General features: G+C 65.5%; 16 protein-coding genes. 9 read left to right on the top strand and 7 right to left on the bottom strand.

Going from position 1 to position 12,996, the window contains the following annotated elements:
- Positions 1 to 15 precede the first annotated feature (15 nt).
- The 3 genes from G6R19_RS12830 to G6R19_RS12820 all read left to right on the top strand — a co-directional run bounded on the left by G6R19_RS12830 (position 16) and on the right by G6R19_RS12820 (position 2,628).
- Positions 16 to 1,017 carry a phosphotransferase gene (locus G6R19_RS12830; RefSeq protein WP_163165506.1) on the top strand — a complete coding sequence of 334 codons (1,002 nt, stop codon included), beginning with the start codon at positions 16 to 18 and terminating at the stop codon, positions 1,015 to 1,017.
- 95 nt (positions 1,018 to 1,112) lie between these two features.
- Positions 1,113 to 2,045: a 2-hydroxyacid dehydrogenase gene (locus tag G6R19_RS12825; protein WP_163165505.1), complete on the top strand. Its 933-nt coding sequence runs from the start codon at positions 1,113 to 1,115 to the stop codon at positions 2,043 to 2,045.
- A gap of 115 nt (positions 2,046 to 2,160) precedes the next feature.
- Entirely contained in the window at positions 2,161 to 2,628 is a 468-nt protein-coding gene (locus tag G6R19_RS12820) for an SRPBCC family protein (protein WP_163165503.1), read from the top strand.
- A 57-nt stretch (positions 2,629 to 2,685) separates the two neighbouring features.
- On the opposite strand, the gene G6R19_RS12815 is transcribed toward G6R19_RS12820, so the two are convergent.
- Positions 2,686 to 3,945, bottom strand: coding sequence for an MFS transporter (locus G6R19_RS12815; RefSeq protein WP_163165501.1), 1,260 nt, complete (start codon positions 3,943 to 3,945; stop codon positions 2,686 to 2,688).
- Positions 3,942 to 4,403: a MarR family transcriptional regulator gene (locus G6R19_RS12810; RefSeq protein WP_163165499.1), complete on the bottom strand. Its 462-nt coding sequence runs from the start codon at positions 4,401 to 4,403 to the stop codon at positions 3,942 to 3,944. The genes G6R19_RS12815 and G6R19_RS12810 overlap by 4 nt, the downstream gene beginning before the upstream one ends.
- 176 nt (positions 4,404 to 4,579) lie before the next feature.
- On the opposite strand from G6R19_RS12810, the gene G6R19_RS12805 reads away from it, so the two are divergent.
- From G6R19_RS12805 to G6R19_RS12795, 3 genes are read left to right on the top strand one after another with little or no spacing between them, the layout of a single operon-like run.
- Complete coding sequence (locus G6R19_RS12805; protein ID WP_163165497.1) at positions 4,580 to 5,083, top strand: GNAT family N-acetyltransferase; 504 nt, start codon at positions 4,580 to 4,582, stop codon at positions 5,081 to 5,083.
- Positions 5,084 to 5,094: 11 nt separating this feature from the next.
- A complete protein-coding gene (locus G6R19_RS12800) occupies positions 5,095 to 5,958 on the top strand; it encodes an alpha/beta hydrolase (RefSeq protein ID WP_163165495.1) in 864 nt (287 codons plus the stop codon).
- A gap of 11 nt (positions 5,959 to 5,969) precedes the next feature.
- Entirely contained in the window at positions 5,970 to 6,317 is a 348-nt protein-coding gene (locus G6R19_RS12795) for a VOC family protein (RefSeq protein ID WP_163165493.1), read from the top strand.
- A 92-nt stretch (positions 6,318 to 6,409) separates the two neighbouring features.
- Here the strand turns inward: G6R19_RS12795 and G6R19_RS12790 are convergent, their stop codons facing one another.
- On the bottom strand, positions 6,410 to 6,805 hold the full coding sequence (locus G6R19_RS12790; RefSeq protein WP_163165491.1) for a DUF1801 domain-containing protein: 396 nt from the start codon (positions 6,803 to 6,805) through the stop codon (positions 6,410 to 6,412).
- Between the two features lie 150 nt (positions 6,806 to 6,955).
- Complete coding sequence (locus tag G6R19_RS12785) at positions 6,956 to 8,140, bottom strand: metallophosphoesterase family protein (RefSeq protein WP_163165489.1); 1,185 nt, start codon at positions 8,138 to 8,140, stop codon at positions 6,956 to 6,958.
- Between the two features lie 210 nt (positions 8,141 to 8,350).
- Between G6R19_RS12785 and G6R19_RS12780 the strand changes: the two genes are divergently transcribed.
- The 3 genes from G6R19_RS12780 to G6R19_RS12770 all read left to right on the top strand — a co-directional run bounded on the left by G6R19_RS12780 (position 8,351) and on the right by G6R19_RS12770 (position 9,709).
- Positions 8,351 to 8,557 carry a hypothetical protein gene (locus G6R19_RS12780; RefSeq protein ID WP_163165487.1) on the top strand — a complete coding sequence of 69 codons (207 nt, stop codon included), beginning with the start codon at positions 8,351 to 8,353 and terminating at the stop codon, positions 8,555 to 8,557.
- 42 nt (positions 8,558 to 8,599) lie between these two features.
- A complete protein-coding gene (locus tag G6R19_RS12775; protein ID WP_163165485.1) occupies positions 8,600 to 9,103 on the top strand; it encodes a DUF664 domain-containing protein in 504 nt (167 codons plus the stop codon).
- Positions 9,104 to 9,328: 225 nt separating this feature from the next.
- Positions 9,329 to 9,709 carry a VOC family protein gene (locus G6R19_RS12770; protein WP_163165483.1) on the top strand — a complete coding sequence of 127 codons (381 nt, stop codon included), beginning with the start codon at positions 9,329 to 9,331 and terminating at the stop codon, positions 9,707 to 9,709.
- Positions 9,710 to 9,903: 194 nt separating this feature from the next.
- Here the strand turns inward: G6R19_RS12770 and G6R19_RS12765 are convergent, their stop codons facing one another.
- From G6R19_RS12765 to G6R19_RS12755, 3 genes are all read right to left on the bottom strand, one after another.
- Positions 9,904 to 10,338, bottom strand: a complete 435-nt coding sequence (locus G6R19_RS12765) for a nuclear transport factor 2 family protein (protein ID WP_163165482.1) — start codon at positions 10,336 to 10,338, stop codon at positions 9,904 to 9,906.
- Between the two features lie 152 nt (positions 10,339 to 10,490).
- Positions 10,491 to 11,801, bottom strand: coding sequence for a hemolysin family protein (locus tag G6R19_RS12760; protein WP_163165480.1), 1,311 nt, complete (start codon positions 11,799 to 11,801; stop codon positions 10,491 to 10,493).
- 76 nt (positions 11,802 to 11,877) lie between these two features.
- Positions 11,878 to 12,945: a glycerophosphodiester phosphodiesterase family protein gene (locus G6R19_RS12755; protein ID WP_163165478.1), complete on the bottom strand. Its 1,068-nt coding sequence runs from the start codon at positions 12,943 to 12,945 to the stop codon at positions 11,878 to 11,880.
- Positions 12,946 to 12,996: the final 51 nt, after the last annotated feature.

Here is a 12,996-nt window from a genome sequence, read left to right as displayed (position 1 = left end):
TGTCAGGATGGCCCCATGCTGCCTTTAACTCAGATCGCCGCGTTGCGAACCACCGTTAACGACGAGTGGCGGTCTCAGGTGGCAGACGCGGTCGGCCGGGCTTGGGACATTCCCGCCGGTGGCCTGCGGTACTGGCGTTCCTCGGCGGCGCACGTGTTCGTTGTGCCGCCTGGCGGGGATGCCCGTGGAGTGCTCTACGCGCGCTTCGCTCCGGCCGGGTCCACGGCAGGAGCGCGCCTGCAGCGCGGAGCGCAGCTGCATGACCGGCTCCACGACGCCGGAGCACCCGTGGCGGACCTGGTGGGGTCACGCGTGGGCCGGGCGGTGGAGCTAATCCACACGCCTCTCGGCGAGATGGCGGCGTGCGTGGTGCGAAGGGTGGACGGCGAGGAGCTGGACGTGGACGGGCTCGACGCCGGCGCTGCCGCCGCCTGGGGTGCAGCGCTTGCGGAGTTCCACCAGGCAGCTGGGCGGGTGGAACCCGTAGGCCGCCAGGAGCAAGCGGACGTGTTTTCCCGCCTGGGTACCCACGCCAACCAGGACCTTGCGGACGCTGCCCACGCCCTGAACAGGCTGCAAGAAAGCCTGGAGCCGGGGCTGCTCGTCATGGGGCATGGGGACTTTGAGCTCGACAACCTGAGATGGTCGGAAGGTAAAGCAACCTACTTCGACCTCGACGAATCCGGCGTGATGCCCGCCGCCGCCGATGTCGCCTCGGCGGTCCGGGACCTGATCGGCACCTGCCCGGCCAGCCCGGAGCACCCTGAACTCCTCGAAGCGTTCCTGATGGGCTACGGGCAAAAATCCGGGCATGGGGTGGGTATGGCGGAGTTGCTGCTGCACCGCGCAGCCCTTGCAGCACAGCACATCCTTGAGGCACCCGCAGTCCAGGACCTGGACGCCACTATCCTGGACTCGGCCGGAAACGGCTGGCTCAAGGAGCTGAACGGCTCCCTGGCCGGCCACTACGCAGATCAGCGGGACATCGTCCTGGCAACGGCCCGGGTGCTCGCATAAAGCGGGCTGGCGGAGGAGTCATCTAACTGCTCTTCCGCCGGACAGCGCACTAGGATCACCTTTATGAATTCCTCACTCAAGCTCGTGGTGGCGGCATGAGCCCGCGGCTGCGGGTGTGCCTGCCCGACCAAAAGCTGCTGGATGCGCTGGAGCCGATCGACGGCGTCGACTTCGTTCTCTGGGACCTGACGGGACCTGCTCCGGAAGGCCGCCTGGACCTGTTGGTACCGGCCTATATGGGGAAGCCGGCGGCGTTGGCTGCCTTGGAGGGCGTCGACGTTGGGCTGGTGCAGAGCCAGTCGATTGGGTACGACGGCGTCGCGGATGTCCTGCCCAAGGGTTGCGTTTTCGCCAACGCGGCTGGGGTCCACGAGACCTCGACGGCTGAACTGGCGCTGGGGATGATGATCGCCAGCCAGCGCGGCATGGCCGACTTCGTGCGGAACCAGGCAAGCGGGACGTGGGACAACAGCCAGCGGCCCAGCCTGGCGGACCGGCGCGTGCTGCTGGTGGGCTACGGGGGAGTGGGCAAGGCGATTGAGGCGCGGCTCCTGCCGTTCGAGGCGCACGTGACCCGGATGGCCAGCCGCGAGCGTGAGGACCAAGCCGGGAAGATTTTCGGGATCGACTCGCTGTACGAACAGCTGCCGCTGCACGAGATTGTGGTGGTGAGCGTGCCCCTCAGCGAGCAGACGCAGCAGCTGGTGGACGCGAAATTCCTGGCCGCGATGCCCGATGGTGCCCTGCTGGTAAACGTGGCCCGCGGCCCCGTGGCGGACACCGACGCTTTGCTGGCGGAGACGTCGTCCGGCCGTTTGCGTGCCGCTTTGGACGTTACGGACCCTGAGCCACTGCCGGCCGGCCATCCGCTGTGGAGCACTCCCGGCGTGCTGATTACCCCGCACGTTGGCGGGGCCAGCTCGGCGATGTTCCCACGGATGGTCCGGCTGATCAGGCAGCAGATCGGCCTGCTGCTCGAAGGCAAGGACCCGGTGAACGTGGTGCTGGGCGGTTCGTCCCGGGGCTAACATCCGCGGCTTACTGCAACGCGGGGTCACTCCTTGCCCAATAATTGAGCATATTGGGCCAAAAGAGACCCCGTGTTGCCTGCTCGGGCACGGCCCCGGCTCCTAAGCTGGGCCTATGTCCACTTATGAGGTCCGCCGCAGCGCGGTCATTCCTGCCCCCGCCGAAGACATCTTTCCGCTGGTCAACAGCTTCCATGAGTGGACCAAGTGGTCTCCATGGGAGTCGGTGGATCCGGGCATGGACCGCCGCTACTTTGGCAGCGACGCCGGCGTGGGTGCCGGCTACGAGTGGAGCGGCAACCGCAAAGCCGGCAGCGGAACGATGGAAATCGTTGAGTCGGTGCCCTCAAGCGAAATCAAGGTCCGCCTGCAATTCACCAAACCCTTCAAGGCGCTGAACCCCACCTCGTTCACGTTCACCCCAGTGCCGGGCGGTACCGAGGTGACGTGGAGGATGACCGGCGAGAACAAGGGTGCCGCCAAGGTATTCGCCCTCTTCATGAACATGGACAAGCTGGTGGGATCGGACTTTGAGCGCGGGCTGAAATCTCTCACCGAGGCTGTGGCGGCAAGAAAGAGCTGACGACGGGGCTGCCTCCTGGTACGTGCGACGCGCCAACGTGAACACAACGGTTCGTGCTTACACCGCGGGCTCGCGCCGCCTGCGGAACACGGTTCGCAGGTTGTCGCGGAACGTTAGCTGATTCCGCCTGCTGACCACGATCACGGCAACCAGGGCGGCCACCAAAACCACCGCACCCCCGGCAGCCACGGACCAGCGCGCGCCGAACTCTGAGCCGATCCACCCCATCAGTGGTGCCCCAACTGCAGTTCCGCCCTGCAGGACCGCCAGGTACAGGGCCAGCACGCGCCCCCGGAACTGGGGTTCCACCGAGAGTTGGATGCTGGTGTTGCAGCTGTTCAGGAAGGTGATGGATGCCAGGCCGACAGGTATCAACACCGCGGCGTACAGCCAGAACGACGGCGACACGCTGCCAAGGAGCGTGAAGAACCCGAGCCCGAGCGCACCGCCCAGCAGGTACCGCAGCCTAGGCCCGGCCCGCCGCGCCGCCAGCAGGGCGCCAGCCAGTGTTCCCACGGCCATGATGGAGCCGAGGAGCCCGAATTCGCTGGGACCCACACCGAACTCGGTGGTGGTCATCAGCGCGTTGATGATGGGAAAGTTCATGCCAAAGGCGCCCAGGATGCCCACCAGGACCATAATCAGCACGAGGTCAGGCCTTTGCCGGACATAGCGGACGCCTTCAGCCACCTGGTGCTTCCCGCGCCCCGCCCGGGCGGCCGGGGCCAGCTCCGAGGTGCGGATCAGGAACAGCGAGATGATGACGGCGGCGTAGCTGGCAGCGTTGAGCAGGAAGACGGGCCCGGTGCCCACCCAGGCGATCAGCACACCGGCGACGGCGGGGCCGGTAAGCCGGGCGGTGTTGAAGGACGCGGAGTTCAACGCCACCGCGTTCGAGATGTTGTCCTGCCCCACGAGCTCGGAGACGAAGGACTGGCGCGCGGGGGCGTCGATGGCGCTGGCGATGCCCAGGCAAAGGGCGGCCAGGTAGGCGTGCCACAGTTGGGCGCTGCCGGTAACCACCAGCAATCCAAGCACCAGTCCGGTCAAGCCCATGGCCACCTGCGTCCACAGCAGGATCACCCGCTTGCGGTAGCGGTCCGCCAGCACGCCGCCGTACGGGCCAAGCAGCAGCATGGGAAGGAACTGCAGGGCGGTCGTAATGCCGACGGCGGCGCCGGAATGGTTGGTAAGGACGGTCAGGACCAGCCAGTCCTGGGCCACCCGCTGCATCCAGGTGCCGACGTTGGACACCAGCGCACCGCCAGCCCAGATCCGGTAGTTGCGGTTTTCCAGGGCCCTGAACATCGCACTCATTTGCCGCTCATCTCCTGCATGATGTGCGCCGCGCGGCTCAGCACCAGCCGGTCCTCTTCGCTCAACCCAGCCACACGCTGTGCCAGCCAGGCAGTCCGCTGGTTCCTGGCCTCCGCCAAAACGGCCCGGCCGGCGTCGGTGATGTCCACGTGGACCTGCCGCCCGTCGTCGGGATTGGCAGCCCTGGACACGAAACCCTGCTCGGCCAGGGCATTGACGATCCGGGTCATGGACGGAGCCTGCACATGCTCCCGGTCGGCGAGGGTTCGGAGGGTCTGCGCTCCGTACCCATTGAGCTGGGCCAGGACGGTGTACTGGCCGGGAGTGATAACGTCGCCCGTTGCCTCGACACGGAGCCGGCGGGATGTGCGCATCACTGCCGTGCGAAGATCTATGGCCAGGCTGTCGGGGCTGACGGACTCTGCCGTTTCAGTGTTCTCGGGCTTGGTGGTGGTCACGCTTGCGTTGCGCCTCCTGAAGATGCTTAGCATTGCTAATTAGTCCTGCTAATAAGTATGCTGCGGTCCCCAGGGAAGGGCAAGGCTTAGGAGGTTGATATGCATCACCCGGGCGGCACGAAGGGCTCTTTTCTTCCGGGACGGAGACGTTGCGTGCCGCTTCGTTAGGCTGAAGCATGGACTATCAGTTGCGCCGGGCTACGCCGGAAGATGCCGAGGCGGTGGTGCTGATGCACACGCTGTCCCACGAGGAGTGCTACCCCCACCTCCTGTCCCCGCAGTTTTTCGCCGCCCGCCGCGATGCGATTCCGGAACGGGTGGAACGCCGTCGGAAGCACCTGGACGGGCCTGACCCGCGGATCCTAGCCGTGGATTCCAACAATGAAGTGGTGGGATTTGCCGACGCCGGTCCAGGCCGCGACGAGGATGGTCCCGTTCCATTGGAGCTGTACTCGATCTACATCCTCGGCCGTGCCCAGGGCATGGGGTTGGGAGCAGCATTGCTGGGTGCCGCGATCGGGGACTCACCGGCGTACCTTTGGGTGCTGGCGGACAACCCAAAGGCCCAGGCCTTCTACCGCCGGCACGGCTTCCGCCCCGACGGCAAGCGGGGCCTGCTGCCGCCTGAGTGGGAAAGCGTGCCCGAGTTGCGGATGGTCCGGGTTGGGCGCGACCACTGAAGGGGCCTGTTATGGCTGCTACCGCTGAGGCTGTTCTTCATGACGGCACCGTCATTCCTGTTTCCGTTCATGGCGACGGTCCTGCGCTGCTGCTGCCGGTCCGGCTCGCCCCGCATCCGCCGGAGGAGGCGGAGACCATGCGTAAGTGGGGCGGCGATCCTGACTTGGGGCGTGCTTTGGTGGCAGGGCTGTCCCGCTCGAACCGGCTCATCGTTGCCGACTATGAAGGCCACCGGATGGCCCAGCCCGCGGCGAAGACCCTCACTCCTGAGAACCTCTCTGCCGACTTATTGGCCATTGCCGATGCGGGCGGCGCCGGCGCCTTTGGCTACTACGGCTACTCCTGGCTGGCCCTTGCCGGTCTTCAGTTGGCCCTGCGCACTGACCGGCTCCGGGCGCTGGCCATGGGTGGTTTCCCGCCCCGGGACGGGCCGTACCGGAGCATGCTGGCGGTTAGCCGGGCGGCCCACGCCGCGTCCACGCAACCACCTGACCCGTCCGCCGTCGCAGTCGAAGAGGCCGAACCGGGGGACTGGGACTCGGTGTCCGTGCAGGCCACCGAGGCGCAGACACGGCAGTTCGTCACCCTGTACGAGGGGCTTGAGGATTTCGACGACGGCGCCGCCACACTGCCGCCCGGCCTGTTCCGGCTGGCTTTTGCTGGATCCGAGGACCAGATCGACTACAGCCCGCAGTGGGGCGGCGTCCGGGTGAGCATCGGGGAGCCGCTGGCCAGGCACCGCGACGCGCTCACCGCCGCCGGCTGGGACGTGCAGGTCCTTCCCGGGCTGGACCATCTTGGCGCGATGCACAGTTCGGTGGTGCTCCCCATCCTGACCGGTTGGCTCAGGAAAATCGGCTGGGTGCGGGACTAGGATCAGGCGACATGGGCTCGATGTCATACCTCTATGCAGGTGTCCCGGTGACAAACCAGGCGAGGGCACTTGAGTGGTTCGCGGCGTTTTTCGGGCGCCCGGCCGACGAAATCATCGGCGACGAGGCGCTCTGGGAGGTCAACGAAACCGCCTGGCTCTTCGTTGCAGAGCAGCCGGACCGGGCAGGCGGCGCGCTGCTGACGCTCGGTGTGGAAGGCCTTGATGACATTCTTTCCCGCCTCGCCGCCCGCGGCGTTAACCATGATCCGGTGGAAACCTACGGCAACGGGGTGCGCCACGTCGTCGTCCTTGATCCGGACGGCAACAGCCTGTCCTTGGCCGAGGCGCCGCCGGACTAGCTATCCGCCACTGCGAATCCGGACGGGAGCCGGCCGACGGAAAATGTCAGACCCCCTTGTCATGATTGGTTTATGGGGAAAGCGGCGGTCTGTTACTGCCCAGCCTTGATCCGCCGCCAGCCCCCGGCCCGGTTGTTGGCGATGATCGCACGGAACATCTCCACCAGGGCTTCCTCGTTGATCGGCTCGCCCTCGTAATACGAAATCATCCGGCCGGTCTTGTTGCCGTGGCCCCCGGTGATGATGCTGTGCGGGTCAGGGGTGATGCCGCCGTCGTACAGGAACACGTTGACGTGGTCCTTCGCCGCGAGCAGCGCGCAGATGTTGCCCTGCAGGACGAAGTACGGCTGGACGGTGCGTTTGATGGTTTCCTCGACGGCGGGATCAGCGGCGTGCACCAAGTCCCGGACCTGCCGGCAGATGTCCTGCTGCCAGGGCGGGAGCGCGTCGATATAGTGATCAACGCGAGGGTCCTTTTTATAGCTCACCGGTGAACTCCTTCTCCCAAACCTATGGTTCCCCGATCCGCCTGGAAGCGGAAGGGGCGGTCCCCGCGGGCAAGACCCCGCGCCCAAAGGGAGGCCTGCGCTGGAAGCCGGGTCCCGCCGCCGTACTTTCTAAAAGTGTGGGGATAGCCGCTAGAGCTGCGCCGGGCCCAGGGGCAGGGGCGTGATCGGCTGGTCATTCGCTGTCAGGTCGATGCCCACATCCTTGGCGAAAACGAGCCGGGTCTCTTTGTAGATTCGCGCGTGGTTCTCGTCCAGTTCGAAGACGCGCGCGCCGCGGAGCCGGTTCCGGTCGGCGCCCGGCAGCCCGTAAGCGCCGAACCCTGTCCCGGGACCGTAGCCAAGCTCCACGCCGTAGTAGTTGCCCACGTAGGTGTTGACGTGGTCGTGGCCCACGAAGTAGCCGCGCACATCGCCGCGCTCGAGGAAAGCGTTAAACAGGCCGGAGTTGAAGGGGCCTGGGCACTCGTCCTCGTTCCGCTCGCCCGTGATGCTGTGCTTCTTCACGGCGCGCTGGTGGTCCGCGTCCGTCCGCGAATCGATGCTGGCGAACCACATGTTGCGGTGCTCGTGAAGGGCGATGTGCCCCCACATGAGTGACGGGATCTTCCTCCCGTATTTCTGCTCGGTGGCGATCGAGAGGTTGCGGTACCAGGTGACCTGGTCCATCCGTACCCAGTCCCAGTCCGGGTAGCCCTCGAAGTCCTGGCCGTTGATGCTGTCCGGGGCGTAGCGGCCGGTGTCGATGAGCCACAGGCCGAAGGCAGGGTCCTTGGACTTGGAGGACTGGACCAGCAGCAGCGAGTTGGACGTTCCGGTGACGCCGTCGGTGGTGTCGCCATTAACGTTGTATTCGTAGGTTTGCAGGAACTGGAGCATCCTGGCTTCGGTCATCCCGGTCCTGGCCACGGAGTCCTCATCGTGGTTGCCGAACGTGATGGCCCACGGGATCTTCCGGCTTTCCATCGGCTGGACCACGTGGTTCAGCGCCTGCTTGACCTCCAGCTCCGTATCGCAGCCGCCGTTGATGACGTCGCCGTTAATCACCACAAAGTCCGGCTTCTCCGCGTCCAGCGTGCGGTCCATCAGTTCGATGGTGCGGCGGTCCGTCTGCTCGTCGTCCTGGGTGTCGTTGAACTGGACCACCTTGAACCGGCCGTCAGGGCGGAACGCGAGGGTTGGCTTGGGGGCCTTCGCGCCCGGCGTCGCCGTGGCCCCGGTTCCCGCGGCCACTGTGGCTCCCAGCGCGCCCAGGGTTCCGGCGGCTGCCAAAGCGGCCCGCCGGCTGAAGCTGGGCTGGTGGATTTTGATGGTCATGGCTGCCTTCCTGCATGGTTCGCGGCCACGCTTCAGGCCGCCGTTCCTGCGACAGTAGAAAGCCCCGGCGTCCGGGTTCCAAACGCGCGGTGAACAACCGATGAGGAGAAGGCATTGATGGGATTCCCAACGACTGCCCAGACCGCCATCACGTGTCCCGCAGGAGGGCCTGGGCCTGTTGCCCCACCCCCTGGTGTGAGACCATCCGGTATGGGTGAAAACAACAAACCGGACGAGGCCGCTGTGCCTGTAACGGGGGTAAACGACCATGCGTGGGAGCGGGAGCACCGCCATCCCACGGCTGAGCAGGTCCGCTCCATCGGCTACCGCAGAAGGGATGCAGAGTCCAAGTTGGAGCAGCGCCTGCGGGCGGCCCGCGACAAGCCAGACGACGAAAACGGCGGCCAGGAGAACTAATCAGCGGGTCTTCCCCAGGCCTGCAGCGACGAGGGGGCACCAATGAAGTCCAACGAACTGCTGCTGGACTCCTTCAGCAGAATCAGGGAAACGGTGGAAGCCACACTAAAAGGGCTCGACGACGGGTCCCTGGCCCGGCGGCCCGGTGGCACTGGGAACTCAATCGCCTGGCTGATTTGGCACCTTGCCCGGGTGGAGGATGTGCAGGTGGCCGACGCCGGGGGACTGGACCAAGTGTGGACCGCGCAGGACTTCGTGGGCCGCTTTGGCCTCCCACTGTCCCGGAACGACACCGGCTACGGCCATTCAAGCGACCAGGTGGCCGCGGTACAGGCGCCGCCGGAACTGCTGCTCGGTTACTACGACGCTGTCCACCGGCAAACGGTGGAGTTTGTGCGCACGCTCGGCGATGAGGATTTGGACCGCATAGTGGACACCCGGTGGGACCCGCCGGTCACCCTCGGCGTCCGGCTGGTAAGCACCCTTGCGGACTGCCTGCAGCACGTGGGGCAAGCCGCGTACGCCAAGGGCTTGAAGCAAGCATAGGGACAATGAATTGCCTATTTCCGTAGAGGGAATTCGGTTCGATAATGGCCACGTAGGCGTCGGGGACTCTGCGGCGATCATCGCTGGGGGGCGCAGCAGGGTCCCAGGTGGCTGGCCGGTTATGGCGGAACGGGTGGCCACGCGGCCTCGGAATAGGGAATACTCCGGGGACGTAAGAGGGGAGAGCATCCCCGCCAACGCGAATAATGCACAAAGGAATTCATCATGCTCAAGGACTCAGCAATCATGGCTGTCCTGCCCGCGAAGGACATCAACCGGGCCAAGGAGTTTTATCGGGACAAGCTGGGTTTGGAAAGTTCCGAAGCCATGGAGGAGTACAGCCTGCTGTACCGCTGCGGCAATGGAACGAGCTTCCTCATCTATCAGACGGACAACGCAGGGACAGCAAAGAACACCCAGATGGGCTGGGAATCAAACAACATCGAACGCGACATGGAGGAACTGCGGAGCCGAGGCGTTGTTTTTGAGGATTACGATCAGCCCGGCTTGAAGACGGAGAACGGCCTTGTCACTGACGACTGGGGAAAGTCCGCCTGGTTCCTGGACAGCGAGAGGAACATTCTCAATATCACCCAGCGCACGTAGCATCTGAGCGGACACGTCAGGGCGCCTGACCGAAGGAACGTACGACGTCGGCGCTCGCCAACGTCCGCCCGCGTCACTTTCCGTACGGCTACCCGCGGGAACTGCCTGCAAATAGGCGTGCGTGACTAAGCCGTGGGTACCTTTCCTTCAAGGTATCCACGGCTTATTAGTTAAGACGGCAGGCCGGGCGTCCTTCAGTGCGAAGACAACTCGCGCATCAGTCCGAGCTGTGCCAGGAACTCCACTTGATCGAAGTAGAAGTGGTGGGAGGCGATCTCCCCGCCCTCCACCCTGGCGATGTCACAGCTCCTGATCCTGACCTGCTTGCCGGTGGGCTGGAGGGCTTCGCCGGAGGGCATGCGCAGCGGTCCGGTGTTCGTACCGACCACAAACCCCTCGTCAATCGCCACGTTCCCGGCTTCGTGCCTCTCCGCGTACTCGTAGTGCACGTCGGGCAGGGCTTCCCAGAAGTGGAAGAGGTAGTTGGTGATGGCGTCCCGGCCGTTCAGTTCCCCTTCGTCAGGGGTGTAGGCAACGGCGTCTGCGGCGTAGCAACTTGCCAGCGTATCTTTGTCTTTGTCATTCATGGCGGTGGTGAGGCGATCCATGACTTCGCGTGCCTGTCCCATTGGGGACCTCCAATTTTTGGGCGGCCTCACGGAAGCGGAGGCCGCTTCGTGGACTGGCTCCGGCCGACTGCTGGAGCCAATTCAATTGCATCTCCGCTTCGGATCACTGTCAATGAAGAAGTGGAGGGAGGCAGCGCCACGGGCTTCCCGGTCTACTTCCCGGTCAACGGCGGTTCCTTCCCGTCCGCCGGCGTCACCCGGATCCGAGCGATACGCAGCCGGTCCATTGCCGTTACGGTCAGCACATGGCCGTCCGCTTCCACACTGTCACCCGTCCGCGGCAGCCGCCCCAGCCGGTCAATGACGAACCCCGCGACTGTCTCGTAGTGCCCCTCCGGCAGTTCTATGCCGGACGCCGAGGCGAACTCCTGAAGGATGAGCCCGCCGTCCACGTCAAGCGATCCGTTGGCCCTGGTGACCCGGTCCTCGGCGTCCACACCGGCGTCGTACTCATCGTAGATTTCGCCCACCAGCTCCTCGACCAGGTCCTCAAGAGTGACGATGCCGTCCGTGCCGCCGTATTCGTCCACAACCAGCGCGATGTGCTGGCCCAGCCTGCGCATCCGCTGCAGGGAGGGCAGCACTTTGTTGGTCCCCGGCAGCGGAAGGATCTCCCGCACGATGTCCCGCACGTGCCCGTCGTCGTGCTTCCCGTCCCGGGGCACGAGGTCACGGACGTGGATGAAGCCAAGGACGTCGTCGGGCGTTTTGTCCATCACGGGATAGCGCGAGTAGGGGGCGTCCCTGACCATGCTGAACGCCTCGGCGATGCTGAGGTTGCCATTGATGAAGGTCACCTCGGTGCGGGGGCGCATTACCTCCTGCAGCGAGCGGTTTCCCGCGCCGAAGACGTCCGAGAGGATGCTGCGGCTGTGCTCTTCCAGTACCTCGCTCTCGGCCACCATGTCCCACAGTTCCTCGGAGCTGACGCTCTCCTGCTTGGCATTCGGGTCACCTCCGAACAGCCTCACGACCGCGTCCGTGGACGCGGACAGCAGCCAGACGGCGGGCCGCATGATTTCGGAGAGGACGCCCAGGGGAGGGGCAAGGACTTTCGTGAATCCGACGGCGCTCTGCATGGCCAGTCTCTTGGGCACCAGTTCGCCGAGGACCAGGGAGAGGTAAGCGACCAGCAGCGTCATGCCGATGAAAGCGATCGGTTCCGCAGAGGCACCGAAACCGATGCCTTCCAGAAGGGGTTCGACATCGGGCGCGATGGTGGAGGCGCCGTAGGCAGCCGAGAAGAAGCCGGACAGCGTCACGCCGATCTGGACCGTTGAGAGGAACCGGTTGGGATTCCCGGCCAGCGCCGCGATTCGGGCGCCGCGCTTTCCGGACTTCTCCATCCGGCGTACCTGGCTCTCGCGGAGGGAAACCAGCGCCATCTCCGTGCCGGCGAACACCCCGCCCAGCAGCACAAAAAAGAGGACCAACAGGAAATCGAGCAGGGTGTCGCTGTCCATGAACAGACACTACCGAATGGAAAAGCCCGGCAGCAGCTTTGAGTAAGCTGCCGCCGGGCCAGACACGCAGGGAAAGTTAGCCCTTGACTGCGTAAGCCTTCGGCAGCTTCAGGCCCCGCTCCTCCATGAGGGTACGCAGGCGGGTGGGGTAGTCGGTGATGATGCCGTCCACGCCCAGGTCCATCAGGTGGACCATGTCGGCGGTGGTGTTCACCGTCCACGGGATGACGGGCAGGCCCAGGCGGTGGGCTTCGGCGATCATCTCCGGGGTGACCGAGCGGAACGTGGGGGAGACGACGTCGTACCCCTGGGCAGCCGCCGCCTTGGGAAGGGAACCGTCGTAGTCGTCGATGTCGATGCCGCCCAGGTTGCGGCTGGCGCCCGGCTGGCCCACGCCCATCCAGGCGTCACCGCTGGAGAGCGCCACCAGCGGCAGCTCGGGCGCGATCTCCTTGGTGAGGTTCAGCGAGGACCAGTCGAAGGACTGCAGGGTGGTCCGGTCCGCCATGCCGGAAGCCTGGATCTCTGCCACCACGGCCCGGGTGAGTGACTCCATGCCGGCGCCGCCAACCTCGCTGCTCTCCACCTTGGTCTCCACGTTGAAGCGGACCTTGCCGGCGTTGGCGTCGCGGACCAGCTGGTAAACGTCCTTGAGCTCGGCGATCCGGTTGCCTTCGATGACGTCCTGTTCGGGGTAGCCGGGCAGCTGCACGAAGCCGCAGTTGAGCGTCTTGATCTGCGCCAGGGAAAGCTCGGCTACGCGGTCGCCCACATACGGGAACTCGGGGTCGCCGGCAGTGGCGGGTGCGGTGTCCGCGCACTTGGCGGCCTGGATGGTGTCGTCGTGCCAGACAATCACCTTGCCATCCTCGGTCAGGTGGGTGTCCAGCTCCAGGGTGGTCACGCCCAGCGCCAGGGAGTTCGCGAACGCGGCCAGGGACTCCTCGGTCCACTCGCCGCGGCCGCCGCGGTGGCTCTGCAGGTCGAAGGAGCCGTTGCGCTCGTTTACCTTCAGGGCGGACGTGGCGGCTCCGGCAGCGTTCGACGACGGCGTGCCGGCTTCGTTCTCCGGGGCGGCTACGGCGGGGCTCGCCATGGCGGCGATCAGGGCGGCGGCTGCAGCGGCAGTCAGGACTTGGCGCATGGGTGGTTCCTCCTGGGATGACGGGGACCGGCTGTTGGCCGGTGACCCGTC

Source organism: Arthrobacter sp. Alg241-R88 (genome assembly GCF_900537115.1).
Lineage (GTDB): Bacteria > Actinomycetota > Actinomycetes > Actinomycetales > Micrococcaceae > Arthrobacter.
The sequence above is the reverse complement of the archived record's forward strand: the minus strand, read 5'-3'. Positions and strand labels throughout refer to the sequence as shown.